This window comes from Maricaulis sp., assembly GCF_017642925.1.
In the GTDB taxonomy this organism is placed as follows: domain Bacteria; phylum Pseudomonadota; class Alphaproteobacteria; order Caulobacterales; family Maricaulaceae; genus Maricaulis.
In genome coordinates this window covers 63,808-89,461 of the sequence record NZ_JAEPOL010000004.1, presented here as the reverse complement: position 1 = coordinate 89,461, position 25,654 = coordinate 63,808, and the positions used below count along the sequence as shown (strand labels likewise).

Genomic DNA, 25,654 nt, shown 5'->3' with positions numbered 1-25,654 from the left:
CCACTCAAAAACCAGAGCTAGCCGCACGGCCCGGAACGAGGAAGACATGTCTGCACTTTCGCCCACTCTGGATATCGAAACGCCGCGCCAGGCGATGGCGGACACCACGCGCTGCCAGGTGGAAAGCCTGCTGGACGATGACACGCTGGCGGCCGCGCGTGCGGCTATCGATACGGTGCCGCGCTGGACGCTGGTGACCAAGCTCAATGGCCGCCATCTCGATCTCGATTCCGCGGCGATGGGACAGCAGTCTCCGGCCCAGAAGGCCGAGTTCCAGCGCCATGTCGATGCCGAAGCCAGGCGCGGCTTCGGCTATCTCTACGACACCTACTCGATCTACGACAAATGGCACCGCGGCGAGCTGCGCCGGGAAGTGCCGGCGTTGTGCGACCTGTTCGAGCTGATCAATTCCGACCGCTTTCTCGATCCCATGCGCACCATCCTCGGCGCGCCGGACATCGCCTTCGCCGATGCCCAGCTGACCCGCTATACGCGCGGTCACTTCCTGACCACGCATGATGATGGCGTGACCGGCAAGAACCGGGTCGCGGCCTATGTGCTCACCCTGTCCGATGGCTGGAAAAAGGGCTGGGGCGGGTTGCTGGAATTCTACGGCCCCGGCGGCAGTGTCGAGACGGCCTTCGTGCCGCGCGGCAATACACTGTCCATGTTCAAGGTGCCGCAGCCGCACGCCGTGACGCGTGTCGGCGACAAGGTGCGCGCCGCGCGGGTCTCGATCACCGGCTGGCTGCGCACCGGCACCGACCCGGGACCGGGCGGCAGCTAGGGCGCTGTGCCCTTCGTGGCATAGCCGGCCCGGCTGATCAGCGTTCGCAGGGCGTCGTCGCCGGGTGAGGCGAGCTTGAGGAGTTCGGCAAAGGGATCGCCACCCAGGCCCAGCACCCGGGCAAAGGCCGGTTCGGTCTTCAGCCCGCCGGCCTTGGCGGCGCGGATATCGTCGCGAAACCGGTCTTCGGCTAGGGTCAGAAGGCGATCCTCGGCCAGCCAGTGGATATAGCTTTCATGGGTTTCCACCGGGCGGCAGCGGCCGAAAATCTCCACCGGCATGCCCTCCAGCGTCAGCCGGGCGATCACCGAGGCTTCGCCGGCATGCTCATTGTCGGCGACGGCTGCATCGGGAAAAGCGGCGATCAGGGCGTCGCGAAAGACAGCGAGATCCGGTCCGGCGGTGCAGGCAATATCGGCATCGGCGTCCGGTCCATGCACATCCAGCGGGATCGAGCCGACCCAGCGCGGATCGAAGGGCGCAAGTCGGCCGAACACGTCTGCGCGGTCAAGTATGGCGCGCGCTTTGCGCAACGCAAGAATGTCGCAAGGCATGGAACGCCTTTCTCCCGATTATGGCCTAGTGTCAACGCCGTCGCTGCCAGACGGGCAGTGCGGGCTGCCGGAGGGTTTCAAATGCGTGTCTTTCTGATTGCGACGGTCTGGCTGGGCCTGCTCTCGGCGCCGTCGAAGGCGAGCGAGCCGGACGAGGTTCTCGCTGCACTTGGCTGGCTGGAAGGGTGCTGGGCCGGGCCCGGCTTTGCGGGCGAGATGTCGGAATGCTGGATGCGCACCGCGTCCGGCGAGCTGGTCGGCGCCTTCCAGTACAGTGCCGACGGCGCGCTGCAATTCTCCGAAATGCTGATGATCGGCCACAATCCCGACGGGGCGTTCGGCTATCACGTGAAGCACTTCAACCGCGACTTCACCGGTTGGGAGGAAAACGGTGAACAGGTGAGTTTCGGGTTTCTTGCACTGGACGGCGATCGCGTGATCTTCTCGGGCCTGGTGCTGGAGCGCGATGGCGAGACGGGGCTGAAAGCCTTTCTCGACATGCGCCGCCCGGACGGGCGCGTGGAAACCGTGCCCTTCCATTTTCACAGGATGGAGTGATGGGGTTTTACGACGAACGCATCCTGCCCAACCTGATCGCCTGTGCCTGCGGCGCGCGGCCGATCGAGAAACACCGCCGGGCCATGGTGCCGCAGGCCGGCGGCGTGGTGCTGGAAGTCGGTCTGGGATCGGGCACGAACCTGCCTTTCTACGACGCCGCACGCGTTGAACGGGTGATCGGTGTCGAGCCGTCAGCGGGCATGCGGGTAAAGGCGCGCCGGGCCATTGCGCGCCAGGCTGTGCCGGTGGAATTGCTCGACGCGCCCGGCGAGGCCCTGCCGCTGGACGATAACAGCGTCGACACCGTGCTTTTGACCTTCACCCTGTGCACCATTCCCGACGCGCCGGCCGCGCTCGCCGAGATGCGGCGGGTGCTCCGGCCGGGCGGGCGGCTGATCTTCCTGGAACACGGGCTGGCGCCGGACGCCGGCGTCGCGCGCTGGCAAAGACGCATCGAACCGGTCTGGAAGCGGATCGGCGGCGGCTGCCATCTCGCCCGTCCGATGGACCGGCTGATCGCACAGGGCGGGTTTCACATCGACACGATGGATGCCGCCTATACGCCGCGCACGCCCCGGATCGCGGGCTTTGTCTATCGCGGCGTCGCTAGTGTGGGTTAGATGTGTTGCAGATAATATGCACATTGTGATATTTTGCTCAAATGATGCAAAATAATATTATCCTTATGGGCGATGTGACGGCGAGTTCTCGGCGCGAGGCGGGGCGGGTTCGAGACTGGCTGGCCGGCGTTGTCGCCACGATCAACGACACGCAGGCCGACGATATCCGTTCTCCGCTCACGGTCACGCTGGGCGACGAATTCCAGGGCGTCGTCGCTTCGGCGGAAGCTGCCATGCGCATCGTTTTTGCTCTTGATGCGCTGTGCCTTGAGGCCGATCCGCCGATCGACCTGCATTATGTCATACTGGAGGGCGGTATCGAAACGCCGATAAACCCGGACATCGCCCACGGCATGCTCGGGCCGGGCCTGACGCGGGCACGCCAGCTACTGACCGAAAAGCCGACCCAGAAGCGCCGCAGGACACGCTGCACGATTGAGCTGGTGGATGCGACGCTCACGGCTGCTGCCGCAGACATTCTGCTGGCGCTGGAAGGTCTGCTGGCGCGCTGGAACGACATCGAGCGACCCTATGCGGCGGTTCTGCTGGAAGAGCCGGACGACAGCGTAGCCGCCGACCGGCTCGACCGCGATCGCACCAGCGTCTACCGCCGCCGCAGGACGCTGCTCGTCGAAGAGTACCGGGCGCTGCAATCGGCGCTGCTGACGATTCTGGATCGGGGACTGGCCTCCCCGTCGGAGGAGGGATGATGATCGCTGAAAGCGCAGCTGCGGCCGGCATCTTCCTGGTGATGGAGGTCGCCGGCCTTTTCCTCTTCCGCTGGCTGCGGCTGGCGTTGCCCGGCGAGCGGGAGACGGGACGCTGGTTCGATATCGAGACGGTGAAGGGCGTGCTGGAGAGGTTGATGCTCTATGCCGGTCTGCTGATGGGCTATCCGCACGTGTTGACCCTGTTCGCCGCGGTCAAGCTGGCCAACCGGATGAGCGATGAGAGCCCGGACCATGACGAGATGAAGAACTACTTCCTCGTCGGCAATCTGGTATCGGTGCTGATGGTGTTATTCGCGGTCTTCCTGGTGCGAAGCGTGGTCCCCGCACTGCTCTAGAACCAGCGTCCGACCCTATTGCCGAGGCGACAGGGCCAGCGCGGCGAAGGCGGCGCCCAGTGCGAGGATGAGCGGCGAGAAATAGACCGCGTTGAGGTGGGCGAAGGGTTCGGCGGCCTGTGCGAAGGGGCCGGGCATATAGGTCACCGCGCCGCGCAGCAGGAAAATCAGGGCCAGGCCCGCCAGCGGCACCCGCAGCAGGATCAGCGAGTCCCAGGCCAGGACCCCACGCGCGAAAGCGAAACTGCCGGCGGCGAAGATCAGGACCGCAACGACGAGCGTCACTCCGGCCGGCGGCATGACACCGCTGTGCGTGCCGATCACGGTGCGCGACAGCGCCGCTGCATTATCGGCCGGCCAGAGGCCGCCCAGTCCCCAATAGACATGCAGACCGGCTGTCGCCGACAGGACGAGAAAGCAGAACCAGCCCAGAACCGTATGCATGACATGCCCCTTCCGATCCGGCGCGCGGGCATCATGCGTGACGGGGGCGGAACGGGAAGCGGTCACATCGTCGCGCCGCTTCCCGGGATCCGTCAGTCGAGTGCCTTGACGATGCTCTCGACCATTTTCTTGGCGTCGCCCAGCAGCATCATCGTGTTGTCGCGGAAGAAGAGCGGGTTCTCCACCCCGGCATAGCCGGAGCCCAGCGAGCGTTTCACGAAGAAGACGGTGCGGGCCTTCCAGACCTGCAGGACGGGCATGCCGTAGATCGGTGAGCCGGGGTCGTCCTCGGCGGCCGGATTGGTGACGTCATTGGCGCCGATCACGAAGGCGACGTCGGCATTGGAGAAGGAGGAGTTGATGTCCTCCAGCTCGAACACCTCGTCATAGGGCACCTGGGCCTCGGCCAGGAGGACGTTCATGTGGCCCGGCATGCGGCCGGCGACCGGGTGGATGGCGTAGGAGACCTCGACGCCTTCCTCCTTGAGCATGTCGGCCATTTCCTTCAGCGCGTGCTGCGCCTGGGCGACGGCCATGCCATAGCCCGGCACGATGATGACCTTGCCGGCATTCTTCATCACGAAGGCGGCGTCGTCGGCCGAGCCCATCTTGGCATTGCCCTGCGGACCGGCATCGCCGGCTGCGGCGCTGTCGGCGCCGAACCCGCCCAGGATGACCGAGATGAAGGAGCGGTTCATGCCCTTGCACATGATGTAGGACAGGATCGCACCGGACGAACCGACCAGCGCGCCGGTGACCAGCAGTGCCGTATTCTCCAGCGTGAAGCCGAGCGCGGCCGCGGCCCAGCCGGAATAGGAGTTCAGCATCGACACCACCACCGGCATGTCGGCGCCGCCGATCGGGATGATCAGCGTGATGCCCAGCACGAGGGCTGCGACGGTGATCAGCCAGAAGGCGAGTTTCGCATCGCCGCCCGAGGCCATCAGGAAGGCGATCATCAGGGCGATGAAGACGCCGATGGCGATGTTCAGGATGTGCCGGGCGGGCAGGATGATCGGCGCGCCGGACATGTTGCCGTTCAGCTTGGCAAAGGCGATCACCGAACCGGAGAAGGTGATGGCGCCGATCGCGGTGCCCAGCGACAGTTCGAACAGGGAGAGCTGTTTGAGATTGCCCAGCGCGTCGGCGATGTGGAAGGCGTTCGGCGCGTAGAGCGCGGCCGCGGCGACCAGTACGGCCGCCATGCCGACCAGCGAGTGGAAGGCGGCGACCAGTTGCGGCATCGCGGTCATCGGCACGCGCCGTGCGATCACCGCACCGACACCGCCGCCGATGGCGATACCGGCCACGATCAGCACCAGCGACAGTGCGTCGAGATCGACGGCGAGCAGGGTGGTGACGATCGCCAGCGCCATGCCGGCCATGCCGAACAGATTGCCGCGGCGGGCGGTTTCCGGGCTCGACAGGCCGCGCAGGGCCAGGATGAAGAGAATGCCGGAGACGAGATAGAGGAGGGCAGCCAGATTGACGGACATGTCTAGCGCTCCTTCTTCTTGTACATGGCCAGCATGCGCCGGGTGACCAGGAAGCCCCCGAAAATGTTCACGCTCGCCAGGATGATGGCGACGAAGCCCAGCCCGCGCGAGAAGCCCGCACCGCCGCCGGACGCGGCCTGGCCTGCGACCTCGCTGCCGGCCGTGGCCGTGGCGGCCAGAAGGGCGCCGACAATGATGACCGAGGAAATGGCATTGGTGACGGCCATCAGCGGCGTGTGCAGGGCCGGGGTCACCGACCAGACGACGTAATAGCCCACGAAGACCGCCAGGACGAAGATCGCCAGGCGGAAGATGACGGGATCAACGGCTTCCATTGAAACCTCCAATTTGGCTCCGGCCGAAGAGCAGAACAGCGCCAATGAGAAGGGCTGAAATGCCTCCGGCGAAAGTGACAAGTTTAGCGTCGGCGCTGAGGCCGGGCTGCTGGCCGAATTGGTCAAGCGGTTCGGTCGACAGCAGAATTCCGGAGAACACACCGATGAACAGCAGGATCACTCCAATCGCAATGGCCGCGGCCGCCAGCCACGACAGGACGTTGCGGAGGAGTGCGACTATCACGCGCCTTCCTTCACCAGGCTCGGGTGCACCACCTCGCCGCCCTTGGTCAGCGCCATGCCCTGGATGACTTCATCGTCCCAGTGCGGCGCCTTCTTGCCCTCCTCGTCGACGAGCAGCGGCAGCAGGTTGGCGAGGTTTTTCGCGTAGAGCGCGGAACTGTCGGCGGCGAGCCGGGCCGGCAGGTTGGCAAAGCCGGCGATCTTCACGCCCTTGTGCTCGACCACCTCGTCGGCCTTGGTCAGCTCGCAATTGCCGCCCGTGGGCGCGGCCAGGTCGATGATCACCGAACCGGGCTTCATGCTTTCCACCATCGCCTTGGAGACGAGTTTCGGTGCCGGGCGTCCGGGGATCAGGGCGGTGGTGACAACCACGTCCTGCTTGGCGATATGGCTGGCGATGAGCTCGGCCTGTTTCGCCTGGTATTCCTTGGACATTTCCTTGGCATAGCCGCCGGCCGTCTCGGCCTGCTTGAATTCCTCGTCCTCGACCGCGATGAATTTCGCACCCAGCGAGGCGACCTGTTCCTTCACCGCCGGACGGACATCCGTGGCGGTGACGACGGCTCCGAGGCGGCGGGCCGTGGCGATGGCCTGCAGGCCGGCAACACCGACCCCCATGACGAAGGCCTTGGCCGGGGCGACCGTGCCGGCCGCCGTCATCATCATCGGGAAGGCGCGGCCGTAGAGCTGCGCGGCTTCGATCACCGAGCGATAGCCGGCGAGATTGGCCTGGGAGGACAGGGCGTCCATCGCCTGGGCGCGGGTGATGCGCGGCACGAATTCCATCGCCAGCGCGTCGATCCCGGCCTTGGCCAGGGCCTCGGCTTTCGCGGTATTGCCGTGCGGTTCGAGATGGCAGACGAGCAGCACGCCCTTCAGCTTGGCGAGCGTCGCCTCGTCCGGTGTGCGCACGCCGAACAGCGCCTCGGCGCCCTTCAGCGTTGCCGCTGCCGTGCCGATGGTCGCACCGGCCTCGGCGAAGGCGTCGTCCGGAATGGCCGCAGCCACGCCGGCGCCCTTCTCGATGGCGACCTCATGGCCGGCACCGACGAATTTCTTGACAGTTTCAGGGGTCGCGGCCACGCGGGTCTCACCCGCATGTCGCTCCTTCAGAATAGCAATTCGCATGGTCTCCCGCCGCTTTTTGGCTTGTTTGCGGCGAGCATGGTCGAATTCTTCCCGAAGGGGAAGGCCTGCAGAAAAATTTCTTTGTGCAGTGCAGTATAGCGCTGCCGGCGAGGCAGATTTAACCGCCGAGCGCGAGGCTGAAGAGCTGCACCACGCCGCCGCAGACCAGTCCGAACACGAACAGGCCGCCCACGGTCACATACCAGCTCATCTTCATCTGCAGGACGAGGCCGGCGATGACGCCGACAATGGCGACGCCGATCAGCGAGGCGAGCCAGTCCAGGCCGACGGCAAAGGCGAGCGTGAGGTAGAGCACCGTCACGCCGGTGAGCAGAGAGCCCCAGGTGCTGACGGCCATGAAACCGTCGAACGTGGACTTGTGCTGGGAAATGTCCATCTCGCCGCGAACGTGATCAGCCGCCATTGCTGCAACCCCTGTCAAAAAGATGCCATGTGCCCGAGCGGATAGCACGCGTTGCGCGGCCCGCCAAGATGCGGGCTGCCGCCGGCCGCGCACTGTGCGGCATGACACCTGTCATGCGCGATCGGTGAGACCTGTTTCTGCCGCCCGGACCGCTGCTGCGCGAGAGTGGCTCCGGACACGAACACCGGAGCCTCTCATGACCGACGATTTCAAAACCCAGCTGCAGGCCGTCAAGGACCAGTATTATCTCGACGCCGGCGGCGGTATTTCCCTGCCCGTGGCGGGCGCCATCTACTGGATCGCCCTCGCCGTGCTCAGCCGCTACCTGCCGGCGGCAGACTGGGCGCTGACCGCCGCGGCCATGTCCGGCATGATCTTCCCGCTGGGCCTCCTGCTGCAGAAACCCCTCGCCTCGCCCTTCATGAAGTCGAAATCGCCGATCGCCGGTGTCGGCCTGTTGTCGGTGATGTCGATCAACATGCTGTGGCCGATACATTTCGTCGTTCTGGGCATCTCGCCGGACGCCGCCCCGCTCAGCCTGGCGATCGGCATGACGCTGCACTGGCCGGTCATCGGCTGGACCTATGGCAGCCGCGTCTGCCTGATCCACGCCATTGTGCGCGTCGCTGCCGTGACCGTGCTCTGGTATGCCTTCCCGGAAGGCCGCTTCGACGTGCTGCCGCTGACCGTTGCCGCGCTCTACCTGCTGGCCGCGGGCGGGATGCGCTGGGAACTGGGCCGTTTGCGCCGTAAGAAGGGCCTTCAGGCCACGGCGATGACGGAGCAGCCCGCGTGAAGGCACGCCTGCAAAACGTGAAGACGCAAGGCCGGTGGTGGCGGCATCTCTCGCCCCACCGGCCCTGGATCTATCTGGTCTATCTGGTGCTGCCGTTTGCGCCCTGGTTCTACGGCGTGCCGGTGGGCGAGACCCTGGCCGTCACGATCGTGGCGACGGCGCTTTTCCTCTGCCTCTTCGTCTTCGCCATGATCCGCCGCGACTGGACCAGCCTGCCGGCGGCGCTGGCGGTCCAGCTCCTGGGGTTCTGGCTGCTGACGGTCAATCCGGGCGCCGCGGTCTATCTGATCTTTGCCGTCGCCATGATGGCACGCATCCGCGACCGGCAGTGGCAGCGCATCGGCCTTGTCGCCTGGCTCGCCGCCCTGGTGGCCGGCTGTCTGGCAACCGGCGTGCCCTGGCTCTATGGACTGGCCTATCTCGTGTTCGGCGCGATTATCGCGGCGGCGACGGCCTGGTCGGCCCGCAGCGAGGAACGCGAGGCCGTGCGCGAGGAGATGGAGGCCGATGCCGCCGCCCGCGCCGTCGAGGCCGAGCGCCAGCGCATCGCCCGCGACCTGCACGACCTTCTGGGCCACACACTGTCGGTCGTCACGCTGAAGGCCGACCTCGCCAACCGCCTCTTCGATGCCGATCCGCAGCGGGCGCGGGCGGAACTGACGGCGATCCAGCAGATCGGCCGCGATGCCCTGGCCGAAGTGCGCGAGGCGGTCACCGGGCTGCGGGTGCGTCCGCTGGCCGAGGTCGCCGGCGAGATCGCCGGCCGCCTGCGCGATGCCGGGCTGGAGGTGAGCCTCGATCTGCCTGCCGGCGCAAACCTGTCCGATATGGCCGCCGGGGCGTTCGGCATGGTGGTGCGCGAAGGCGCGACCAATGTGCTGCGCCATGCCGGTGCGCGCCGTGTCGCCATCTCCCTGCACACGGATAAGGACGGCCTGGTGCTCACCCTGGCCGATGATGGCCGCGGTGGCGCGCGCTTCGCCGGCCGGGGGCTGGACGGGCTGCGCCAGCGGCTGGCCGAGGCGGGCATGACGCTTCACACCGAACGCGGGCTGGACGGGCGGGGCAGTGGCCTGCGCGCGGTCTGGCCGGCGGGCAGGGAGGACACGGCCTCATGATCGATATCGTCATTGCCGAAGACCAGACCATGCTGCGCGATGCGCTGGCGACGCTGTTGTCGCTGGAAAGCGATATCGCCGTGGCCGGCACGGCAGCGACCGGCCGCGAGGCGCTGGATCTGGTGCGCCGCCACGAACCGGGCGTCCTCGTCACCGATATCGAAATGCCCGGTCTCACCGGTCTGGAACTGGCCGCCCAGCTGCGCCGCGACGGCGCGAAGACGCGTGTGCTGATCGTCACCACATTCGACCGGCCCGGCTATCTGCGCCGCGCGCTGGAGGCCGGCGTGAGCGGTTATCTGCTCAAGGACACGCCCTCGGCCGAGCTCGCCGAAGCCGTGCGCCGTGTCGCGGCCGGCGAACGGGTTATCGCGCCCGGTCTGGCCGAACAGGCCTGGAGCGAGGCCGATCCGCTGACCGATACCGAGCGGCGGCTGTTGCGTCTGGCAGAAGCCGGCATGGACAGTCCCGCCATCGCCAAGGCCGAGGGGCTGGCACGGGGCACGGTGCGCAATTACCTGCACAGCGCGATTTCCAAACTGGGTGCGGCCAACCGGATCGAGGCGGCCCGGCTCGCCCGCGAGCGCGGCTGGTTGTGAGCTGGCACCGCGCTTGCTAGCTTTCCCGTCAAGGGAGGGCGCCGCCATGAAGATACCGTTTGCCGTCTGGTCAGCCGTGATAGCCCTTTGCGTCTATGGCGCGCTGGTGGGGCTGGCCTATCGCGATTTCGGTTATATCGACCCGCTGCCGCAGCGCGCGCTGCAGATCGGCGGCGTCTGGCTGGCACTCGTCGTTCTGGCGGCGATCTTCGGTGCCCTTAAAAACACCTTCACCTCCCGCCCCGCCGACATCCCCACAGACGTCGCCCAAGAACTGGACTCGCATCCGGAATAGGGTGGGTCTGCACTCCATCAACCGTCATCCTGACGAAGGTCAGGACCCAGATCGTAAAGGGATATTTTCGCCAGGCGGGCTCGGTCTGATCTGTGGCGATGTGCGGGATAAGTGCGAACTCGCGACCGCCTCGCTCTATGAACTGGGCCCTGACTTTCGTCAGGGTGACGGTGTTTGTTGCGCTCGTTCTCCCTCTTCCACCCCCCATTTTTCCCGGACGAAAGCCTGCGCAGGCAGGCTGCAGATCCGGGACCGACCGAAGATCGCTTCAAGCGATGAGTCTCCCGCAGATCCCGGCGCTTTGCCCGGCTCAAGGCCGGGCCTCCGGCCGGGAAAAAGCGGAGGGTGATGGAGGAGGTTGTCGCTTCAGCTCCCTCCTCTCCCTCACATACGCTCAACCCAATTTCCCCGGACATGTTCCGGGGCCTGCCGAACGGGCCGGTTTCGCGCTGCCAGCTATGTCTTGCTCCTCAACCAGACCCCGGAACGGGTTCGGGGAAAACAGGAGCGGTGTCAGCTCCCCCTCTCCCCCGCCGGGGAGAGGACTGAGGCGCGGTTCGCGTAGCGAATTCAACAGGCCGGGGGCCTGTTGAAAGCAACGAAGGGTGAGGGGCGGCCGCGGCAGCGGCCACTCAGAGACTCCTTGCGGCGCTGCCGCGCGCCCCTCATCCGCCGCTTCGCGGCACCTTCTCCCCGGAAGGGGGAGAAGGGAGTCCTACACCCCCCAGCCCGGGCCGGTCAGGACTTCCAGTGCGGCGGCCACGGCGATGGGCTGGTCGAGGATGAGGTGGTGCTGGGCGTCGGGGATGGAAATCATCGAGGTTTCCGGACCGAAGGTCTCGCGCATGAAGGCCCAGATCTCGTCGGTGACGAGACGGCTGTCCTGGCCGCGGAACAGGGCGACGCGCGTGTTCAGCCGGTCGGCCAGCTGGGCCGGCGGCGGGCGGTCGTAGTGCAGCTTGTCCCAGAGTTTCGGATCGAACTTCCAGGTCCAGCCGGGCGAGCCGTCGGGCCGGGTCGCCTGTTTCAGGCTCTGGCGCGCGATATGGTCCAGCAGGAAAGCGTTGGCGCAGGGCTGCTCCGGCAGCAGGCGGAAGCGCTCCATGGCGGCCTGGAAGCTGGGATAGACCGTGCCGCCCCGGCTGGGCGGCGAGGAGCGGCGCTGTTCGTCGGCGGGCCGGATCGGGCTGTCCAGCACGGCCACGCCGCGCAATTTCTCGCCGTGATCTGTGGCCGTTGCCAGCGACACGAAACCGCCGAAGGAATGGCCGACCAGGAAGGGCTTGCCCGCGTCGAAGGCGCCACCGGTCTCGCCGGCGGCAATAACCTCGCGCGCGTAAGTGTCCATCGAGTAGCGCTCGCGGTGATCGCTGTCGCCCATGCCGGTGAGGTCGAGCGCCACGACGCGGCGCGTGTCGGCCAGGAAGGGCGCGATACTGTCCCACCAGTCCTTGTGGGCGACGCCGCCGTGAACCAGGATCAGCCCGGGCATACCGCGCTGGCCCCAGGCTTTCCAGCACACCGTCGCACCCTCGACCGTCACCGTTCCCGCTTCGGTCGGCTTGGCCAGGGCATTGGCAAACCAGTCCGGGGCCGGCGGTTTTTCTCCAGCGAACTGGATCAGCGGTGCGGGCGGGCGCGGGGAGGCCGCGGTGTTTTTCTTGTTCATGACCTAGCGCTAGACCTCCGCCCCGGGAAGGTCAATCTCACGCGGAAACGTGTTCGAGAATGGCGGGAACGGCGAAGACCGCCCAGGCATTGTTGGCGACATGGCCCAGAAACGGTGCGGTCACCCGGCCGGTCGCCATGCGGGCAATGCCCAGCGCGATACCCAGAAGGAAGGTCGAGGTCATCACCATCAGGCCCTGCGGTGTGTGCAGCAGGCCGAAGGCGAGGGCCGAGATCGCGATGGCAAACATCGCCGGCACGCCGCGGGCGACCAGCATGGGCAGCATCCATCCCCTAAACAGGATCTCCTCGGCCAGCGGGGCGGCGACCAGGGTCAGCAGGATGATCGACCAGAGCGCCGCATTCGAGTGGATGAAATTGTCGACATTGGAGACCTCGTCGCGCGTGGCCCCGCCCGACAGGGTCAGGCTGGGGTCCAGCATGGCGAATTCGTGGAAGGCCAGGGTGAGATGGCCGGCGACGAAGATCATGAAGACCATGACGAGGAAAGTCGCCAGGATGTCCGAGGCGCGCAGCGGCCAGAATGCGAAGGTCCCGCGATGGGCGCCGTCGCGCTGCAGCCACCGCCACATCACGGCGGCGAAGGCAAAATAGGCCAGCGCCGTCGCGGCAAAGGCAACCGTGTCGAGATGGATGATGGCCTTGGGGCTGCCGGCCAGGGCCCACAGGAAGCCGCCGGCGAACTGGAAGGCAAAGGCGAGGGCCATCATCACCAGCGGCCAGATCACCATGCCGGGCAGGGAGTGGATCAGTGCCAGACGGTGATCTTCTGCACGCAGCTGTGCGAACGCATCGCCGGTCCCGAAAGGCCAGCGTACGGCGTCCGCTGCAGGACGGCCTGCAGGCGTGTCGTTGTCCGGCGGCATTCTGCCTCCCTCGCATCCCCGCAATCGGACGGGGTCCCCGGCTTATGCTTAACCGGTCGTTGCCGCGTCTTAAACGTGAAATTTAGAAGACTGTCCCATAACGGTTCGCATCAACGCCCTGTCCAGAACGGACAGCGAGGCCAAAGGCCCGGCGAAAACAAGGCGACCGAAAAGGCGTGGGTGAGATGGTGAAAACAGTTCTGATCGTGGACGACGATCCGACACAGCGCCGCCTTCTGCAGGCGGTGATCGAGAAGCAGGGCTACAAGGCCGAAACCGCCGACAGCGGCGAGGCTGCCCTGGATCGCGTGGCGTCCCCGGGGATCGACGTCATGCTGCTGGACCTGATCATGCCCGGCATGGACGGGATGGAGACCCTGGAAGCCCTGCAACGCAAGCAGATCGACCTGCCGGTCATCGTGCTGACGGCGTCCGGCGGCATCGAGACGGTGGTTGCGGCCATGCGGGCCGGGGCCTCCGATTTCTTCGTCAAGCCGGCCAGCCCGGAACGCATCGCGGTGTCGATCCGCAATGCCCTGAAGGTGCAGAACCTGTCGGGCGAAGTGCAGCGTCTGTCGCGCAAGGCGACGAACAAGCTGGGCTTTGCCGACATGATTGCCGGCGCGCCGGCCATGAAACAGGTCGTGCGTCTGGGTGAGCGCGCGGCGCAATCCGATATTCCGATCCTGATCACCGGGGAAAGCGGCGTCGGCAAGGAGCTGGTCGCCGGATCCATCATGGCTGCCTCCAAGCGTGCCGACGGTCCCTTCGTCGCCGTCAACTGCGGCGCCATTCCGGAAAACCTGGTGGAATCCACCCTGTTCGGTCACGAAAAAGGGGCCTTCACCGGCGCTGTCGGCAAGCATATGGGCAAGTTCCAGGAAGCCGATGGCGGCACGCTCTTCCTCGACGAGATCGGCGAGCTGCCGCTGGACATGCAGGTCAAGCTGCTGCGCGCCCTGCAGGAAGGCGAGGTCGATCCGGTCGGCTCCAAGCGTCCGGTCAAGGTGAATGTGCGGATCGTCTCCGCCACCAATCGCGATCTGGCCGAACAGGTGGCCGCGGGCAATTTCCGCGAGGACCTGTTCTATCGTCTCAACGTCTTCCCGATCGAAGTGCCCTCGCTGAAGGCCCGCAAGGAAGACATTCCCGCGCTGGTGCGCCATTTCATCGGCCGCTTCAACGCCCAGGAAAACAAGTCGATCATCGACGCCGCGCCGGAAACGCACGCGCTGCTGGCCGCCTATGACTGGCCGGGCAATGTGCGTCAGCTGGAGAATGCGGTGTTCCGCGCCGTCGTCCTCTCGGATGGCGACATGCTCAAGCCCGAGGACTTCCCGCAGATCTCCGGCCTGACGCCTGATTTCGAGGCCGAAATGCCGGCTTCGGCGGCCGAGACGCTGGCCGGGGAGATCGTGCAGATGGCGGCCAATGCGCCGGATCTCGGCCCGGTCGAGATCATGGACGAGGGCGGTCACCTGCGTTCGCTCGAGGAGATCGAGCGCGACCTGATCGAGTTCGCCATCGAGACCTATGCCGGCCGGATGAGCGAAGTCGCCCGCCGCCTCGGCGTCGGCCGCTCGACGCTCTACCGCAAGGTCCGCGAATACGATCTCGATGTCGACGGGGTCCGCGCCGCGGGCTGATCCGGACATCCAGAACTCGCCTGCCACCGGGACTTCACGGGCAGGCCGGGTGGGGGCACAAGCGCCGGGCCGGAAGGATTTCACCTTCCGGCCCGGTTTTCTTTGGCCGGCCCGGTTTTCTTTGGGGTGCTGTGGAACTGCCGAAACAGGACCGGGCCGGACATGGCTGCCCGGCCCGGTCCGTCGTCTGCGGGACGGAATCAGGCGCTGGCGAGCGCGTCGCCGGGGTGACGGTCGCACCAGCTGAAATAGACAGGGATAAGCGCCGACTCGCGGCTGAAGCGGACTTTCAGCTGCCGCGCCAGCCGGGTCAGAGAGGCGTCGAGCCGGGCGAATTCCCGGCTGCCGGTTTCCAGGCCGAGTTCGATATGGGTGCGCAGGACCTCGATCCGTGTGGTCAGCCCGTTCAGCTGGCCGTCGAGATGGGAGACATAGTCCCGGGTCAGCGGATCGGCGGCGAGCGGCGTGTAGAGACGCTCGGTGCGGCTTTCCACCGTGGTGTCCAGCGAGGCCATGGCCCGGCGGAAGGCGTCACGACCGGCTTCGGTGCCGAGACCGGCAGCTTCCGCCTCGTCGAGGGCGTCGAAAAGGGCAGCTTCCAGCTGGCCGAGAAGGGCGATGTTGTGGGGCATGGGCGATACCGTGTTCTTGATCGCCACACGATACCCGCACGCCCGCGCCGGCGCGCGATCAAACCGGGATCAGATTTAACGGGAGGCTAAAACGCCGCTACGTCGACGCGCTATGTCTCCGGGTCCCCGGACGGGTCGACAATCCGGAACCGGGCGCGGCGGGTTTCCGGCGTTTCCACCGGATCCGGCGAAATGTCACCCGATGTAGCTCCTGTGTCGCCGCTATCGGGCTCCAGATCATCATGAATGTCACGGCTACGGGGCGCAAAAGAGACAGTCTTGCGCCGGAAACCGCTGCCCCGCGACATCGGCTTCCGCGCCTTGCCCTTCGCCTTTTTCTCGATCTCGCGGAGCTTCAGCGCCTGGCGGGCCGACAGCGCGTCTTCGGTATTGCCCTTGTCCGGATCGTTGAAGGCCGAGCCATAGGTCTCCAGCCGTTCCTCGAGCGATCCGAGGAACTCGCCTTCCCATTCAGACAGCTCGCGATCCGGCGTCCCCGCCTCTTCCGCGGCCTTGCGGGCACGGTCGAGGCGGCGCAGGGCGCGCTTCGTCTTCTTCTCGTCGATCTTGCGAGACATGGGGCCTCCTTTGCAGGGAGGCGGCCAGCTTAGCCTTCCACGGCACCCAGATACAATTCCAGAAGCGCGTCGGCTTCCTGGCGCTCGCGGCGGTCGATCTTGCGCAGCGACACGACCTTGCGGAGGATCTTGGTGTCGAAACCCATGGATTTGGCTTCGGCATAGACCTCTTTCATGTCGGCCATGACATTCGCCTTGTCTTCCTCGAGACGCTCGATCCGGGCGACAAAGGCCTTGATCTGCTCGCGCGCGGCGCCGCCGATGGCGTCGGACTGGTCGATGGGGCCGGAGTCTTCAAGCACGTTGTCGGTGAAAGCCATGTCGCAAACCTCTTCTCGGGACGGGCGGGGAGACTAAATCCGCGAGCGGGCAGCCTCAAGCCGCTCCGCCAGCCGAGTGCACGCTTTCGCGCAGTTGCCGGCGCACATCGTGGACGGCCTGCAGTACGGCCTGCGGGTGATGGTGGTGCAGGTTGTGGCCGGCACCGGCAATCCAGCGCATCTCGCCGCGCGGCATGCGCGCCGCAACCTGGCCGCCATGCCGGTGCGACCAGACCACGGTATCGGCCTTGCCGGCGAGTATCACGGCCGGTGTCCCGATGGTGCTGTAGGCGGTTTCCTGGTCTTCCAGATGCGAATTGACCATCGCCATGTCCCGCGCATTGGCTTTCCAGACCGGCGGGCGAAGCAGGAGCAGAAGCGCCGACCGGTCGAGATAGGCATCCGGAACCGGTTCGGGACGAAAGGCCGCGACAGCTCCCGACGTTGCCTGGCTGCGGCCGGCCAGCGGTACGGCGATGCGCGACAGGAACGGGCCGATCACCGGCCAGAAACTGGCGGAGTTGAACCAAGCGGCGGTGCCGATCCAGGCCGACAGTGCCGGGGCCACAAGGACCAGCCCGTCCACGCGCGCCGGATGATCGATCGCCATGCGCATCGCAATGGCCCCGCCCCAGGAATGCCCGATCACCGTGGCGGCCGGAATATCGAGATGGTCGAGAAAGGCCGCGATCAGTTCGGCTTCGCGACGGGGCGACCAGGTCCCGCCGGGCCGCTGCGACCAACCCAGACCCGGCCGGTCGAGCCAGATCACATGCTCGCCGTCAAAGGCCTCGGCCAGGGCCATGTGCGGCTCTTCCAGATTGGAGGCCGCACCGTGCAGGACCAGTGTGGCCGGGCGCTCCGGATCGCCGCTGCGGCGGTAGTGGAGCCGGGTTCCCGAAATGTCGGCGAAACGGCCACCGGGCGGGTGCGCCTGTTCGATGCGGCGGATCGTGTGACGGGCCAGAAGTGCGGCCAGACCGGCGAGCGCACAGGCACCGGCAAGGAGATAAAGCCAGAGGGGCATGCCCTCAGAGGGACCGGCCGGCGAGCGCGTCGGCGAGACGGTCGCGGGCTTGCCGGGCGTCCTCATGGGCCGGATAGATCGCCAGCGCTGCATCATAGGCTTCCAGCGCGGCCTCGGTTTCCTCGGCCCGCTCCAGCACCCGGCCGAGCGTGAGATAGGCGTCATACCGCCGTGGCTCCAGCGTCAGCGCCGTGTTCAGCGTCTCCAGCGCATAGGCCCAGTCCTCGACGCGGGCCGCCATGCGGCCGGCGGCCAGCCAGCCTTCGGCAAAATCCGGGTCGAGCCGTGTGACATGGTCGTACATGCGGATGGCGATATCGACATCGCCCGCCGCTTCCGCAGCGGCACCGCGATCCATCAGCAGGGAGATCGTGTCGCTGCCGGAATGCGCCCACAGTGCGCGGATTTCATCGACGAGCGGTGCAGCCTCGCGCGGCGTCTGCGCCTGCGCCAGCGCATCCAGCCGCTGTTCCAGCCGGGCTTCCGGGGTGCGGAATTCCGTACGCGGCGCGACTTCGACATCGGCCGGCGGCGTCTCCTGCAGGACCAGGCCCGCGAGCAGGACGAAAGCGGAAAGGCTCATCATGGCGCAGAGGATAGCCTTTGCCCTGGCTGCGTCCAGCACCCGCAGACAGATTGTGGAGAGGATTTAAGACGAGATCCGGCTGCCATGATGCAGGGGGTGCGGCAATGTCGCGACATTGAACCAGAAGGCCCCGATGGACTGGACGATCGCCTCATAGCCATCCACCTCGAAGGGCTTGGTCATGTAGGCATTGGCGTGCAGGGCGTAGCAGGTGTCCACATCGTCGGGCGAGGACGAGGTCGTCAGGATCAGGACCGGCACCTGGGCAAGATCGGCATCGCCCTTGACGGTGCGCAGCACATCGCGGCCGTCCAGCTTGGGCAGGTTGAGATCCAGAAGGACGAGATCGGGCACGGGCTGTCCGGCAAACTCCCCTTCGCCACGCAGGCGCTGCAGGGCAGCCTCGCCATTGCGTACGACTTCCATCTCGTAGGGGAAGCTGGCCTGCTCGAACGCGTCGAGGACCAGGAATTCGTCACCGGCATTGTCCTCGACGAGCAGGATGTGCGGTCTTTTCGAGGCGGACTTGTCAGCGTTGGTCATGTGTCGGTTCGATGGCTTTCGGCAGTGTGAACAGGAACAGGCTTCCACCGGACGGGCTCTCTTCCACCCATAGCACACCTCCATGACTCTCAATAATTTTTCGGCAAATCGCCAGCCCCATTCCGGTGCCGGAATATTCGTCCTTGGCGTGCAGGCGCTTGAAGGGGTGGAAAATCTGTTCGCGGTATTGCGGCGCAATGCCGATGCCATTGTCGGCGACGCTGATCCGCCAGACGTCGTCCTCTTCGCGCGCATCGACGCTGACATGAACGGCGTTGCCGGAACGGTGATACTTGATGGCATTGCCGATCAGGTTCTGCATCAGCTGGGTCAGCTGGGCCCGGCTGCCGCGAATTGAGGGCAGGTCCGAGATTTCGACCCGGGCCTGTGCCTTGTCGATCGCGGTCTGCAGGTTCCGGATCGCGTCCTCGGCAATGTCGCCCAGCGCGACGTCCACCTCGCGCGGTTCGGAATCATAGTTCAGCCGGCCATAGGCCAGCAGGTCGGCGATCAGCGCCTGCATGCGTTCTGCCGCCTTGATGGAGTGCTGGATATAGCTGCGCCCGGCATCGTCGAGCGCACTGTCATAGCGGCGCGCCAGGAGTGCATTGAAGTTGGAGATCAGGCGCAACGGCTCCTGCAGATCGTGGCTCGCGGCGAAAGCGAAACGTTCCAGTTCTTCGTTGGCCCTGGAGAGTTCGGCAATGAAACGCTCGCGCTCGGCCTGGGCCTGCTGGCGGTCGGTGATGTCGCGGAACACGGTGACGACACCCAGCAGACGGCCCCGCTCGTCCAGCATGGGCTCGCTGGAAAATTCGGCCGTGAAACTGGATCCGTCGCGCCGGCGGAAGGGCTCGATACCATTGCGGACCGGCTCCTCGCGTGTCGCCGAAACCATGGGGCAGTCCGCGCGGCTGTGCGGCCTGCCCTCGGAATCAACCGGGTGGATCACGTCGTGAATGAGCGTGCCTGTCAGTTCTTCCGGCGCGTATCCCAGGAGGCGGGCGGCGGCGGGATTGACGATGGTGGCAAGACCGTCGGCGCCAATTCCCAGGATGCCGTCAGCGGCGTTCTCGAGAATCAGGGAGAGGTTGCGCGACAGGCTCTCCGCTTCGGCCGTCTTGCGAACGACGAGGCGCTGGACGAGGTCGGTCCGGGCGGTGCTGAGCAGGGTGAGCGCGTTCAACACGGTGATGAAGGCCAGCCCGGTGATCAGTGTGGCCCAGGACAGGAGGTCCTGGTTGCGGGCGAGATATCCGGGTGTCGCGGTGTAGACGAACTCCAGTGAAAGACCGCCGATGTCGAGCTGGTGGACGACACTCAGCGGGGACAGGGCAACCGGAGCGCCGAGCACGGAATGGGCGTCACCGGGCGAGACATCATTGATCGCCAGCCGATAGTCGGAAACGTGCCGGGACATCGCGTTCGCAACGAGCGCGGAAAGCGTGATCCGGCCAAGCGCCACGCCGCTTAATTGCTGAAGCCTTTCCTCGCGGCTGGCCGGAGGGGTCCGCCCTGCATAGGACGGAGCGGCAATGAGAAGGGAATGGCCATGGGGTCCTGCTTCTCCCGCTCGCACCGGGGCGCCATGCTCGAAACGGCGGGCGACCACGGGCGCACCGTCGAGAATGGCGTCGAGTATGCCGGGCATGTCGAGCCCGGTCATGCTGGTTGCGACACCGTCGCCGCTCTGTGCAAGCGGGAAGACCTGGACCTGCCGATTAGCGTCGAGGGCAAAGGCCTGATGCTCCATCTCCGCCGCGTCGGCGGGATCGGACAGGCGGGGCGCCCATCTGACATCCTCAGCCTGAACATTGCCGGAAAAGGCGATGGACACGAAGACGTCGAACTCGTCTTCCGTCACGGTCTCCGATGCTGCGAACAGTCCGCCCAGCTGGGTCAGGCGATGCCGCAGCCGGTCAAGGGTCTCGGTGATCGCTTGCTGGTCTCTCGCGACCAGGCTCGCGAAGGCTTCCCGCCGGTCGTTCACGCCGTCGGCCCGGCTGAAAATGAATACCGTCATGGCGATGGCCAGGAGGATTGCTGCCGGTATCACAACGGCCAGCTTCCGTCGGCGGCTGATCTGCTCCGGTTCTGCCAGCAGCAGCGCCAGCGGCGTCACCAGGACAATTCCGATGGCACTCGACAGCCAGGACTTCAGATAGACAGGGGCGTTGCTGAAAGCGGGCTCCAGACCTGCCAGGCTGACCCCGACCGGAAAGGCAAGAGCCATCGGGATCGCCGCCAGCGGACCGGCTACTGCAGTGACCAGCAGGATCTCGCGGCCGGTTTCCAGCGTCCATTTCCGGTCCGGGCTGATACGGCGCAGAACGCGCAGACCGACCTCGCCCTGCAGGATCGAGCCGGTTGCCGCGCACAGGGCGAAGACTGCGGCTTCCCCCGGTGTCGTGTGGAAATGGCGCAGGGCCAGATCGGCGGCCACAATCAGCGTGGCAAGACCGACCGGAACCAGCATGCGCCGGCCCCACATCGCGGTTGCTGCCACGGCGATGCCAGCGGCGGGCCAGACGGGCACAAAGAAGCCCGGCGGTACCGAGAGAAGAAGTGCCAACTCGCCCAGCACCAAGCAGGCCAGGCCGACGCCGGCAGCTTTCATGTTTTCATTCATGCCCGGATCGGCCTCCCCGTCCGATCGGGAATTAGGCCGTCGATTCGGTGATTTCACAATCCCGTACACGCTGAGCGGGAGTCGTGAAATCCAGTGTGTCCGGACAAAATGAAACAGGCCGCGGCGAGGGCCGCGGCCTGTCAGGCAAGACGCTCCGCAGTCGTGTCAGGCGGCCGATGAGATATCCGTCAGCGCCATCACCTTGCGCAGCTGATCTTCCGTATCGCCCAGCTGGTGGTCGATCATGATCAGGCGCTTGGCATAGTGCGAACCGGCATATTCCCAGGTCATACCGATGCCGCCATGCATCTGCACGGCTTCTTCGGCGACCAGCTTGCCGGCCCGGCCGATCAGGTTCTTCGCCTTGGCCACAGCCAGGGCGCGTTCTTCCGTCTCGAACTTGCCGCCGGCATGGATGACGATGGAGCGAGCCTGTTCGATCTCGATGGAGAAATCGACGAGGCGATGCTGCAGTGCCTGGAAGAGCGCGATCGGGCGGCCGAACTGCTGACGCTGCATGAGATAGTCGCGCGTCATCTCCTTGAGCACATCCATCGCGCCCACCGCTTCGGCGCACAGGGCCAGGCGGCCGGCGTCGAGCGCGGCTTCGATGGCGTCCGTGGCCTCTTCTGCAATGCATTCGGACGGGGTGCCGTCGAGCACGATCTCTGCGGCACCGCCGCCGTCGATCATCGGATAGGCGAGGACTTCGGCGTCGGACGCCTTGACCTCGTAGAGCCCCAGCTTGCCGCCGGACTTTGCTGCAACCAGGATCCAGTCGGCAGCCTGGCCGCCATAGACCACGGTCTTGCGACCGGTCAGCTTGCCGCCCTCGAATGTGGTGGAAATCTCGCCCAGATCGCCGAAGCTGTCGCTTTCGTCGAAAGCAAAGGCTGCACGTTCCGAACCTGCGACAATGGCCTCGATCCGCTCGGACTTGCCGAAGGCGGCGTAGAGGCGCAGCGCCATGAGGTTGGCCAGAAGCGGTTCCGGGCAGATCTTGCGACCCATTTCCTCGAACACGGTCGTGATGTCGAAGCCGGCGCCGCCGAATCCGCCATCATCCTCGGAGACCAGCGCGCCCATGATGCCCAGCTCGGCAAGCCCGGCCCAGCCGTCCGGATCGTGGAACGCCCCGTCATAGGCGACCTTGTTGCGGTGCTCGATCGGATAGGTATCGGACAGGAAGCGGCGCAGGCTGTCCGCGATCATCCGGCGGTCGTCTGTCGGTGTGAAATCCATGGATCAGGCTCCGAACGTCTCTTTGGCGATGATGTTGCGCTGGATCTCGTTCGATCCGCCAAAGATCGAAAGCTTGCGATTGTTGAAATAGTTGGCAGCGTTCGCGGCCGCTTCCGGCGGCGCGATGCCGTAATTGCCGATCACGTCTTCGGATGGGAAGGGCGAGGCGGCCGGGCCCAGTGCACGGCGAGCGAGATCGTTGATCTCCTGGCGGATCACCGTGCCCTTGATCTTCAGCATCGAAGACACCGAGCCTTGGGCGTCAGACGTGCCGAACAGCATGCGCAGATTGGTCATGCGCATGGCTTCCAGATCGATCTCGACCTCGGCGACCCTGGCCGCGAACAGCGGATCGGCCGCTAGCGGTTTGCCATAACGCTTCACCTTGCGGCCCAGCGCCTTGAGCTGGTTCAGCGCCTCGGTCGACGCGCCCACACCGGCGATATTGGTGCGCTCGTGGCCCAGGAGATACTTCGCGATCGTCCAGCCCTGATTCTCCTCGCCGACGCGATTGGAGACCGGCACGCGGACATCGGTGAAGAAGACCTCGTTCACCTCATAGCCGCCTTCGATCAGCTTGATCGGCCGCATCTCGATCCCGGGCGTCTTCAGGTCCACCAGCACGAAGGAGATGCCCTGCTGCGGCTTGCCCTCGGTCGAGGTGCGCACGAGGCAGAAAATCTTGTCGGCGAACTGGCCCAGCGTGGTCCAGGTCTTCTGACCATTGATGATGTAGTCGTCGCCATCGCGCACGGCGCGGGTCTTCAGGCTCGCCAGGTCGGAGCCGGCGCCGGGCTCGGAATAGCCCTGGCACCACCAGTCCTCGCCGGACAGGATGCGCGGCAGGATCGTCTTCTTCTGTTCCTCGGTGCCGAACTTGATCAGCACCGGACCCAGCATGCCCAGGCCGAACGGGACAATGCGCGGCGCGTTCGCGAAGGCGCATTCTTCCTCGAAGATGTGACGCTGCACGGCATTCCAGCCGGGGCCGCCATATTCTTCCGGCCAGGTTGCCGCCAGCCAGCTGCGGGTCTGCAGCAGAGCGTGCCAGCTCTCGATATCCTGCTTGTTCAGTTCGCGCCCATTGCGAACCTTGGTGGCTAGGTCCTCGGACAGATTGTCCTTGAGGAATGTGCGCACTTCCTCGCGGAAGGCCTCCTCCTCCGGGGTGAAATTCAGGTCCATGCTTGTCTCCTCGCGCCCTTTTCGACCGCTTTCCCGAACGAATGCGGTACCCGGTCTTACGCCGGACTTCCCGCTTTCGATGACTGGGTACGCATTAAAGGCGAAAGGATGCGAGGTGAATAGTGCGCAGATGCAGCATTTGGTGCGGCGGTGCGGCGCAGGTCTGGCCGATCAGAGCAGTCCGCGGGCTGCAAGGGCGGTTTTCAGCGGGCCTTCACCCCGGAACACTTCGGCGTCAAAGCCGAATTCGCGCGCTGCGGTGACATTGTTCTCACGATCATCGAAGAACACGACCTCCTCAGGCGCGAAGGGCAAGCGCATGGCCGTGATCTCGTAGATCCGGCGGTCCGGCTTGATGACGCCTTCATGGGCCGAGACGATGACGTCCTTCATGTGCGCCATCTGCGGGTAGAGCATGTTGACCGGTTCCACCCATTCTGCCGGCAGGTTGGTGAGCGCGTATTGCGGCACCCCGCGTTCGGCCAGCGTGTCCATGACGATGTCCGTGCCCGGAACACTGCCGTCGAGCATGCGGTCCAGGCCGGTTTCCCAGGCGCGGATCGCGTCTTCGTAGTGGGGATATTTTGCGATCAGGGGCTCGCGATTCTCGGCCATGGGCACGCCGCGGTCATGCGCCGCATGCCAGTCCATCGTGCAGACCTCGCCCAGGAAGTGGTCGACTTCCTCAGGCGTGCGGAAGAGTTTTTCGTAGAAGCGGCGCGGGGACCAGTCGAGAAGGACATTGCCCAGATCCCACAGGACGGCTTTGGTCGTCATGCTGGTGCCTCCAAAACGCAAAACCCGCGCACCTGGGTGCACGGGCTAGGCGACAAGTCGATATGGGCGCGCTGGAACCTGCGGGCAGGTCCGGCAGCAGCCGGCTAGCCGGCGCGAGCCTTGAAGCGCGGATCGGTCTTGTTGATGACGTAGATACGGCCACGGCGCTTCACGACCTGGCAATCGCGGTGGCGGTTCTTCAGCGATTTGATCGAGCTGCGGACTTTCATCGTTCGGCCTTCACGTTGGTAAGCGTGTTAAAAAGGAGCGCGGGAGATACGGGAGCCAAAGCGTCCTGTCAACATCGTCTGTGCGCTCGATCTGCGCCTGACGCGGGGCTCAGCGGAAGACCGGAGCGACCGGCGCTCCGCCATCGCGTTCAGGCTGGCTGTTCATCATCGACACAATCAGCACGGGATCGTCCTTCGGCGGCGGCTGGCAGATGCCGAAAGCGGCTTCCGGCATCGCCGTCGAGATATTCAGTCCGAAGCTGGCGGCCTCGTGCGGCAGGATCGGATAGTCATGATTGCGCCCGCCGCCGATCAGGTCGTTGGTCAGCGCACACGTGCCGTCCTGCTTGTGAGCGTCGTTGACATAGTCGCAGGAAAACCGCCGGGCCTCGTCGACGGCCTGCTGGGCCATCTTCGAGAGGATCAGCATCTCGTCGCTGACGCGGTCGGCCGATTTGTGTTCGGTCAGCGCCGCCAGGATCGGCGCAGGCATCCAGGCATATTGCGGATCGATCGGACCCAGCACGGCACTTGTGCCCATGACGATCTCGTCGCAAGCCAGGGCAATCATCGTGCCCGCCGACTTCGCACGATAGGGCACGAAAGCCGTCTTGCGGCCGGGATGGTGTTTCAGCGCATGCAGGATCTGCTGGGTCGCCGAAGCGATCCCGCCCGGTGTGTGCAGGACAATATCGATCGGCGCATTGTCCGGCGCGTGGCGGATCAGGTCGATCGCTTCGATGGCCGTGTCGGTGTCGATATACTCGTCCACCTCATGATGCACGATCGGCAGGACGAGACTGCCGCGGGACCGGGCGAAGTCCTGCACCCGCTTGTCGATCATGGCCCTGTAGGCTTCATAGGGTGACAGATTGTCGTCGCCGCCATTGCCGGGCGCGCTGCGCTGACTGGCGGGCAGGGGATCCGGGCGCGGCGGCGTCTGTATCGTGCGGGCGGTAGCGGTGGCTGCAGCGGGGCGGGGCGCGGCGGCGGTGCTGCTCGAGGGGGCAGACCGGCTCGCGGTCCCGGCGCGTTCATGCGCATCCCGCTCGTCTTCCCGCTCGGCATGACGGCTGTTCTGCCAGGCTGCCAGGCTGACCAGCAAGGCGCAGATCAGGGCAATGCCGGTCCAGCCGGTCACACCGAGTCCGGTAATAATATCGAACATGAACTCCCCCGGTTTCCCCATGCCCCGCAGCACTGGCGATGCACCCGTTTCCACTCTCGTTAACCAATCTATA

At 65.6% G+C, this 25,654-nt stretch carries 31 protein-coding genes; 10 read left to right on the top strand and 21 right to left on the bottom strand.

Features of this window, described 5'->3' with window-relative positions; all coding sequences use genetic code 11:
• Nucleotides 1-46: 46 nt before the first annotated feature.
• A complete protein-coding gene (locus JJ918_RS04560; RefSeq protein WP_291883863.1) occupies nt 47-787 on the top strand; it encodes a 2OG-Fe(II) oxygenase family protein in 741 nt (246 codons plus the stop codon).
• Here JJ918_RS04560 and JJ918_RS04555 read toward each other — a convergent pair.
• Nucleotides 784-1,341, bottom strand: a complete 558-nt coding sequence (locus tag JJ918_RS04555; RefSeq protein ID WP_291883860.1) for a DUF4269 domain-containing protein — start codon at nt 1,339-1,341, stop codon at nt 784-786. The two genes, JJ918_RS04560 and JJ918_RS04555, sit on opposite strands and share 4 nt — an antisense overlap.
• An 81-nt stretch (nt 1,342-1,422) precedes the next feature.
• Here JJ918_RS04555 and JJ918_RS04550 point away from each other — a divergent pair, with 81 nt between their 5' ends.
• From JJ918_RS04550 to JJ918_RS04535, 4 genes are all read left to right on the top strand, one after another.
• Nucleotides 1,423-1,899 carry a DUF6265 family protein gene (locus JJ918_RS04550; protein ID WP_291883858.1) on the top strand — a complete coding sequence of 159 codons (477 nt, stop codon included), beginning with the start codon at nt 1,423-1,425 and terminating at the stop codon, nt 1,897-1,899.
• On the top strand, nt 1,899-2,519 hold the full coding sequence (locus JJ918_RS04545; RefSeq protein ID WP_291883855.1) for a class I SAM-dependent methyltransferase: 621 nt from the start codon (nt 1,899-1,901) through the stop codon (nt 2,517-2,519). The genes JJ918_RS04550 and JJ918_RS04545 overlap by 1 nt, the downstream gene beginning before the upstream one ends.
• A gap of 65 nt (nt 2,520-2,584) precedes the next feature.
• Nucleotides 2,585-3,229, top strand: coding sequence for a SatD family protein (locus JJ918_RS04540; protein ID WP_291883852.1), 645 nt, complete (start codon nt 2,585-2,587; stop codon nt 3,227-3,229).
• Entirely contained in the window at nt 3,226-3,585 is a 360-nt protein-coding gene (locus tag JJ918_RS04535) for a hypothetical protein (protein ID WP_271186972.1), read from the top strand. The genes JJ918_RS04540 and JJ918_RS04535 overlap by 4 nt, the downstream gene beginning before the upstream one ends.
• 15 nt (nt 3,586-3,600) lie before the next feature.
• Here JJ918_RS04535 and JJ918_RS04530 read toward each other — a convergent pair whose 3' ends face one another.
• From JJ918_RS04530 to JJ918_RS04505, 6 genes are all read right to left on the bottom strand, one after another.
• On the bottom strand, nt 3,601-4,029 hold the full coding sequence (locus JJ918_RS04530; RefSeq protein WP_291883848.1) for a DUF3995 domain-containing protein: 429 nt from the start codon (nt 4,027-4,029) through the stop codon (nt 3,601-3,603).
• 92 nt (nt 4,030-4,121) lie between these two features.
• Nucleotides 4,122-5,525 (bottom strand): NAD(P)(+) transhydrogenase (Re/Si-specific) subunit beta, encoded by a 1,404-nt coding sequence (locus JJ918_RS04525; RefSeq protein WP_291883846.1) that lies wholly within the window; start codon nt 5,523-5,525, stop codon nt 4,122-4,124.
• A gap of 2 nt (nt 5,526-5,527) precedes the next feature.
• Entirely contained in the window at nt 5,528-5,860 is a 333-nt protein-coding gene (locus tag JJ918_RS04520; protein ID WP_271186975.1) for a proton-translocating transhydrogenase family protein, read from the bottom strand.
• The gene (locus JJ918_RS04515; RefSeq protein WP_291883841.1) at nt 5,847-6,104 is read right to left on the bottom strand and encodes a hypothetical protein; all 258 of its coding nucleotides are present in this window, start codon (nt 6,102-6,104) and stop codon (nt 5,847-5,849) included. Before JJ918_RS04515 ends, JJ918_RS04520 begins: the two co-directional genes overlap by 14 nt.
• On the bottom strand, nt 6,101-7,231 hold the full coding sequence (locus tag JJ918_RS04510) for a Re/Si-specific NAD(P)(+) transhydrogenase subunit alpha (RefSeq protein WP_291883839.1): 1,131 nt from the start codon (nt 7,229-7,231) through the stop codon (nt 6,101-6,103). The genes JJ918_RS04515 and JJ918_RS04510 overlap by 4 nt, the downstream gene beginning before the upstream one ends.
• Nucleotides 7,232-7,349: 118 nt before the next feature.
• Nucleotides 7,350-7,655: an aa3-type cytochrome c oxidase subunit IV gene (locus tag JJ918_RS04505; protein WP_291883836.1), complete on the bottom strand. Its 306-nt coding sequence runs from the start codon at nt 7,653-7,655 to the stop codon at nt 7,350-7,352.
• A 196-nt stretch (nt 7,656-7,851) separates the two neighbouring features.
• Here JJ918_RS04505 and JJ918_RS04500 point away from each other — a divergent pair, with 196 nt between their 5' ends.
• Genes JJ918_RS04500 through JJ918_RS04485 form a run of 4 tightly spaced genes read left to right on the top strand, consistent with a single transcriptional unit; the run spans nt 7,852 to nt 10,463 of the window.
• Complete coding sequence (locus JJ918_RS04500; RefSeq protein ID WP_291883834.1) at nt 7,852-8,451, top strand: hypothetical protein; 600 nt, start codon at nt 7,852-7,854, stop codon at nt 8,449-8,451.
• On the top strand, nt 8,448-9,569 hold the full coding sequence (locus tag JJ918_RS04495) for a sensor histidine kinase (protein WP_291883831.1): 1,122 nt from the start codon (nt 8,448-8,450) through the stop codon (nt 9,567-9,569). The genes JJ918_RS04500 and JJ918_RS04495 overlap by 4 nt, the downstream gene beginning before the upstream one ends.
• The gene (locus JJ918_RS04490) at nt 9,566-10,168 is read left to right on the top strand and encodes a response regulator transcription factor (protein WP_291883829.1); all 603 of its coding nucleotides are present in this window, start codon (nt 9,566-9,568) and stop codon (nt 10,166-10,168) included. Before JJ918_RS04495 ends, JJ918_RS04490 begins: the two co-directional genes overlap by 4 nt.
• A 46-nt stretch (nt 10,169-10,214) precedes the next feature.
• Complete coding sequence (locus tag JJ918_RS04485; RefSeq protein WP_291883826.1) at nt 10,215-10,463, top strand: hypothetical protein; 249 nt, start codon at nt 10,215-10,217, stop codon at nt 10,461-10,463.
• A 715-nt stretch (nt 10,464-11,178) separates the two neighbouring features.
• Here JJ918_RS04485 and JJ918_RS04480 read toward each other — a convergent pair.
• Both JJ918_RS04480 and JJ918_RS04475 read right to left on the bottom strand, forming a co-directional pair.
• A complete protein-coding gene (locus JJ918_RS04480; protein ID WP_291883824.1) occupies nt 11,179-12,132 on the bottom strand; it encodes an alpha/beta hydrolase in 954 nt (317 codons plus the stop codon).
• A gap of 37 nt (nt 12,133-12,169) precedes the next feature.
• Nucleotides 12,170-13,018, bottom strand: a complete 849-nt coding sequence (locus JJ918_RS04475; protein WP_291883821.1) for a CPBP family intramembrane glutamic endopeptidase — start codon at nt 13,016-13,018, stop codon at nt 12,170-12,172.
• A gap of 185 nt (nt 13,019-13,203) precedes the next feature.
• Here JJ918_RS04475 and JJ918_RS04470 point away from each other — a divergent pair, with 185 nt between their 5' ends.
• Nucleotides 13,204-14,664, top strand: coding sequence for a sigma-54 dependent transcriptional regulator (locus tag JJ918_RS04470; protein WP_291883819.1), 1,461 nt, complete (start codon nt 13,204-13,206; stop codon nt 14,662-14,664).
• A gap of 200 nt (nt 14,665-14,864) precedes the next feature.
• On the opposite strand, the gene JJ918_RS04465 is transcribed toward JJ918_RS04470, so the two are convergent.
• The 12 genes from JJ918_RS04465 to JJ918_RS04410 form a co-directional block, all read right to left on the bottom strand.
• Complete coding sequence (locus JJ918_RS04465; protein ID WP_291883817.1) at nt 14,865-15,296, bottom strand: hypothetical protein; 432 nt, start codon at nt 15,294-15,296, stop codon at nt 14,865-14,867.
• Between the two features lie 110 nt (nt 15,297-15,406).
• Nucleotides 15,407-15,874, bottom strand: coding sequence for a hypothetical protein (locus JJ918_RS04460; protein WP_291883814.1), 468 nt, complete (start codon nt 15,872-15,874; stop codon nt 15,407-15,409).
• Between the two features lie 29 nt (nt 15,875-15,903).
• Nucleotides 15,904-16,194, bottom strand: a complete 291-nt coding sequence (locus tag JJ918_RS04455) for a DUF2312 domain-containing protein (protein ID WP_291883812.1) — start codon at nt 16,192-16,194, stop codon at nt 15,904-15,906.
• 55 nt (nt 16,195-16,249) lie between these two features.
• On the bottom strand, nt 16,250-17,221 hold the full coding sequence (locus tag JJ918_RS04450; protein WP_291883810.1) for an alpha/beta hydrolase: 972 nt from the start codon (nt 17,219-17,221) through the stop codon (nt 16,250-16,252).
• 4 nt (nt 17,222-17,225) lie between these two features.
• Complete coding sequence (locus JJ918_RS04445) at nt 17,226-17,807, bottom strand: tetratricopeptide repeat protein (RefSeq protein WP_291883808.1); 582 nt, start codon at nt 17,805-17,807, stop codon at nt 17,226-17,228.
• 63 nt (nt 17,808-17,870) lie between these two features.
• A complete protein-coding gene (locus JJ918_RS04440; RefSeq protein WP_291883806.1) occupies nt 17,871-18,350 on the bottom strand; it encodes a response regulator in 480 nt (159 codons plus the stop codon).
• Nucleotides 18,337-20,967: an ATP-binding protein gene (locus tag JJ918_RS04435; protein ID WP_291883805.1), complete on the bottom strand. Its 2,631-nt coding sequence runs from the start codon at nt 20,965-20,967 to the stop codon at nt 18,337-18,339. Before JJ918_RS04435 ends, JJ918_RS04440 begins: the two co-directional genes overlap by 14 nt.
• A gap of 177 nt (nt 20,968-21,144) precedes the next feature.
• The gene (locus JJ918_RS04430) at nt 21,145-22,221 is read right to left on the bottom strand and encodes an acyl-CoA dehydrogenase (protein WP_291883803.1); all 1,077 of its coding nucleotides are present in this window, start codon (nt 22,219-22,221) and stop codon (nt 21,145-21,147) included.
• Between the two features lie 3 nt (nt 22,222-22,224).
• On the bottom strand, nt 22,225-23,406 hold the full coding sequence (locus JJ918_RS04425; protein WP_291883800.1) for an acyl-CoA dehydrogenase family protein: 1,182 nt from the start codon (nt 23,404-23,406) through the stop codon (nt 22,225-22,227).
• Between the two features lie 171 nt (nt 23,407-23,577).
• The gene (locus tag JJ918_RS04420) at nt 23,578-24,183 is read right to left on the bottom strand and encodes an HAD family phosphatase (RefSeq protein WP_291883797.1); all 606 of its coding nucleotides are present in this window, start codon (nt 24,181-24,183) and stop codon (nt 23,578-23,580) included.
• A 104-nt stretch (nt 24,184-24,287) separates the two neighbouring features.
• Nucleotides 24,288-24,413 carry a type B 50S ribosomal protein L36 gene (gene ykgO, locus JJ918_RS04415; protein ID WP_075188610.1) on the bottom strand — a complete coding sequence of 42 codons (126 nt, stop codon included), beginning with the start codon at nt 24,411-24,413 and terminating at the stop codon, nt 24,288-24,290.
• A 109-nt stretch (nt 24,414-24,522) separates the two neighbouring features.
• Nucleotides 24,523-25,581 carry a hypothetical protein gene (locus JJ918_RS04410; RefSeq protein ID WP_291883793.1) on the bottom strand — a complete coding sequence of 353 codons (1,059 nt, stop codon included), beginning with the start codon at nt 25,579-25,581 and terminating at the stop codon, nt 24,523-24,525.
• Nucleotides 25,582-25,654 lie beyond the last annotated feature (73 nt).

Coding starts and splice junctions, on each gene's coding strand:
- ykgO (WP_075188610.1), bottom strand. CDS start 24,413: ATGAAAGTCCGCAGCTCGATCAAATCGCTGAAGAACCGCCACCGCGAT.
- JJ918_RS04425 (WP_291883800.1), bottom strand. CDS start 23,406: ATGGACCTGAATTTCACCCCGGAGGAGGAGGCCTTCCGCGAGGAAGTG.
- JJ918_RS04535 (WP_271186972.1), top strand. CDS start 3,226: ATGATGATCGCTGAAAGCGCAGCTGCGGCCGGCATCTTCCTGGTGATG.
- JJ918_RS04545 (WP_291883855.1), top strand. CDS start 1,899: ATGGGGTTTTACGACGAACGCATCCTGCCCAACCTGATCGCCTGTGCC.
- JJ918_RS04485 (WP_291883826.1), top strand. CDS start 10,215: ATGAAGATACCGTTTGCCGTCTGGTCAGCCGTGATAGCCCTTTGCGTC.
- JJ918_RS04475 (WP_291883821.1), bottom strand. CDS start 13,018: ATGCCGCCGGACAACGACACGCCTGCAGGCCGTCCTGCAGCGGACGCC.
- JJ918_RS04455 (WP_291883812.1), bottom strand. CDS start 16,194: ATGGCTTTCACCGACAACGTGCTTGAAGACTCCGGCCCCATCGACCAG.
- JJ918_RS04465 (WP_291883817.1), bottom strand. CDS start 15,296: ATGCCCCACAACATCGCCCTTCTCGGCCAGCTGGAAGCTGCCCTTTTC.
- JJ918_RS04510 (WP_291883839.1), bottom strand. CDS start 7,231: ATGCGAATTGCTATTCTGAAGGAGCGACATGCGGGTGAGACCCGCGTG.
- JJ918_RS04530 (WP_291883848.1), bottom strand. CDS start 4,029: ATGCATACGGTTCTGGGCTGGTTCTGCTTTCTCGTCCTGTCGGCGACA.
- JJ918_RS04540 (WP_291883852.1), top strand. CDS start 2,585: ATGGGCGATGTGACGGCGAGTTCTCGGCGCGAGGCGGGGCGGGTTCGA.
- JJ918_RS04450 (WP_291883810.1), bottom strand. CDS start 17,221: ATGCCCCTCTGGCTTTATCTCCTTGCCGGTGCCTGTGCGCTCGCCGGT.
- JJ918_RS04430 (WP_291883803.1), bottom strand. CDS start 22,221: ATGGATTTCACACCGACAGACGACCGCCGGATGATCGCGGACAGCCTG.
- JJ918_RS04410 (WP_291883793.1), bottom strand. CDS start 25,581: ATGTTCGATATTATTACCGGACTCGGTGTGACCGGCTGGACCGGCATT.
- JJ918_RS04445 (WP_291883808.1), bottom strand. CDS start 17,807: ATGATGAGCCTTTCCGCTTTCGTCCTGCTCGCGGGCCTGGTCCTGCAG.
- JJ918_RS04505 (WP_291883836.1), bottom strand. CDS start 7,655: ATGGCGGCTGATCACGTTCGCGGCGAGATGGACATTTCCCAGCACAAG.
- JJ918_RS04435 (WP_291883805.1), bottom strand. CDS start 20,967: ATGAAAGCTGCCGGCGTCGGCCTGGCCTGCTTGGTGCTGGGCGAGTTG.
- JJ918_RS04470 (WP_291883819.1), top strand. CDS start 13,204: ATGGTGAAAACAGTTCTGATCGTGGACGACGATCCGACACAGCGCCGC.
- JJ918_RS04525 (WP_291883846.1), bottom strand. CDS start 5,525: ATGTCCGTCAATCTGGCTGCCCTCCTCTATCTCGTCTCCGGCATTCTC.
- JJ918_RS04420 (WP_291883797.1), bottom strand. CDS start 24,183: ATGACGACCAAAGCCGTCCTGTGGGATCTGGGCAATGTCCTTCTCGAC.
- JJ918_RS04490 (WP_291883829.1), top strand. CDS start 9,566: ATGATCGATATCGTCATTGCCGAAGACCAGACCATGCTGCGCGATGCG.
- JJ918_RS04460 (WP_291883814.1), bottom strand. CDS start 15,874: ATGTCTCGCAAGATCGACGAGAAGAAGACGAAGCGCGCCCTGCGCCGC.
- JJ918_RS04480 (WP_291883824.1), bottom strand. CDS start 12,132: ATGAACAAGAAAAACACCGCGGCCTCCCCGCGCCCGCCCGCACCGCTG.
- JJ918_RS04520 (WP_271186975.1), bottom strand. CDS start 5,860: ATGGAAGCCGTTGATCCCGTCATCTTCCGCCTGGCGATCTTCGTCCTG.
- JJ918_RS04500 (WP_291883834.1), top strand. CDS start 7,852: ATGACCGACGATTTCAAAACCCAGCTGCAGGCCGTCAAGGACCAGTAT.
- JJ918_RS04550 (WP_291883858.1), top strand. CDS start 1,423: ATGCGTGTCTTTCTGATTGCGACGGTCTGGCTGGGCCTGCTCTCGGCG.
- JJ918_RS04555 (WP_291883860.1), bottom strand. CDS start 1,341: ATGCCTTGCGACATTCTTGCGTTGCGCAAAGCGCGCGCCATACTTGAC.
- JJ918_RS04440 (WP_291883806.1), bottom strand. CDS start 18,350: ATGACCAACGCTGACAAGTCCGCCTCGAAAAGACCGCACATCCTGCTC.
- JJ918_RS04560 (WP_291883863.1), top strand. CDS start 47: ATGTCTGCACTTTCGCCCACTCTGGATATCGAAACGCCGCGCCAGGCG.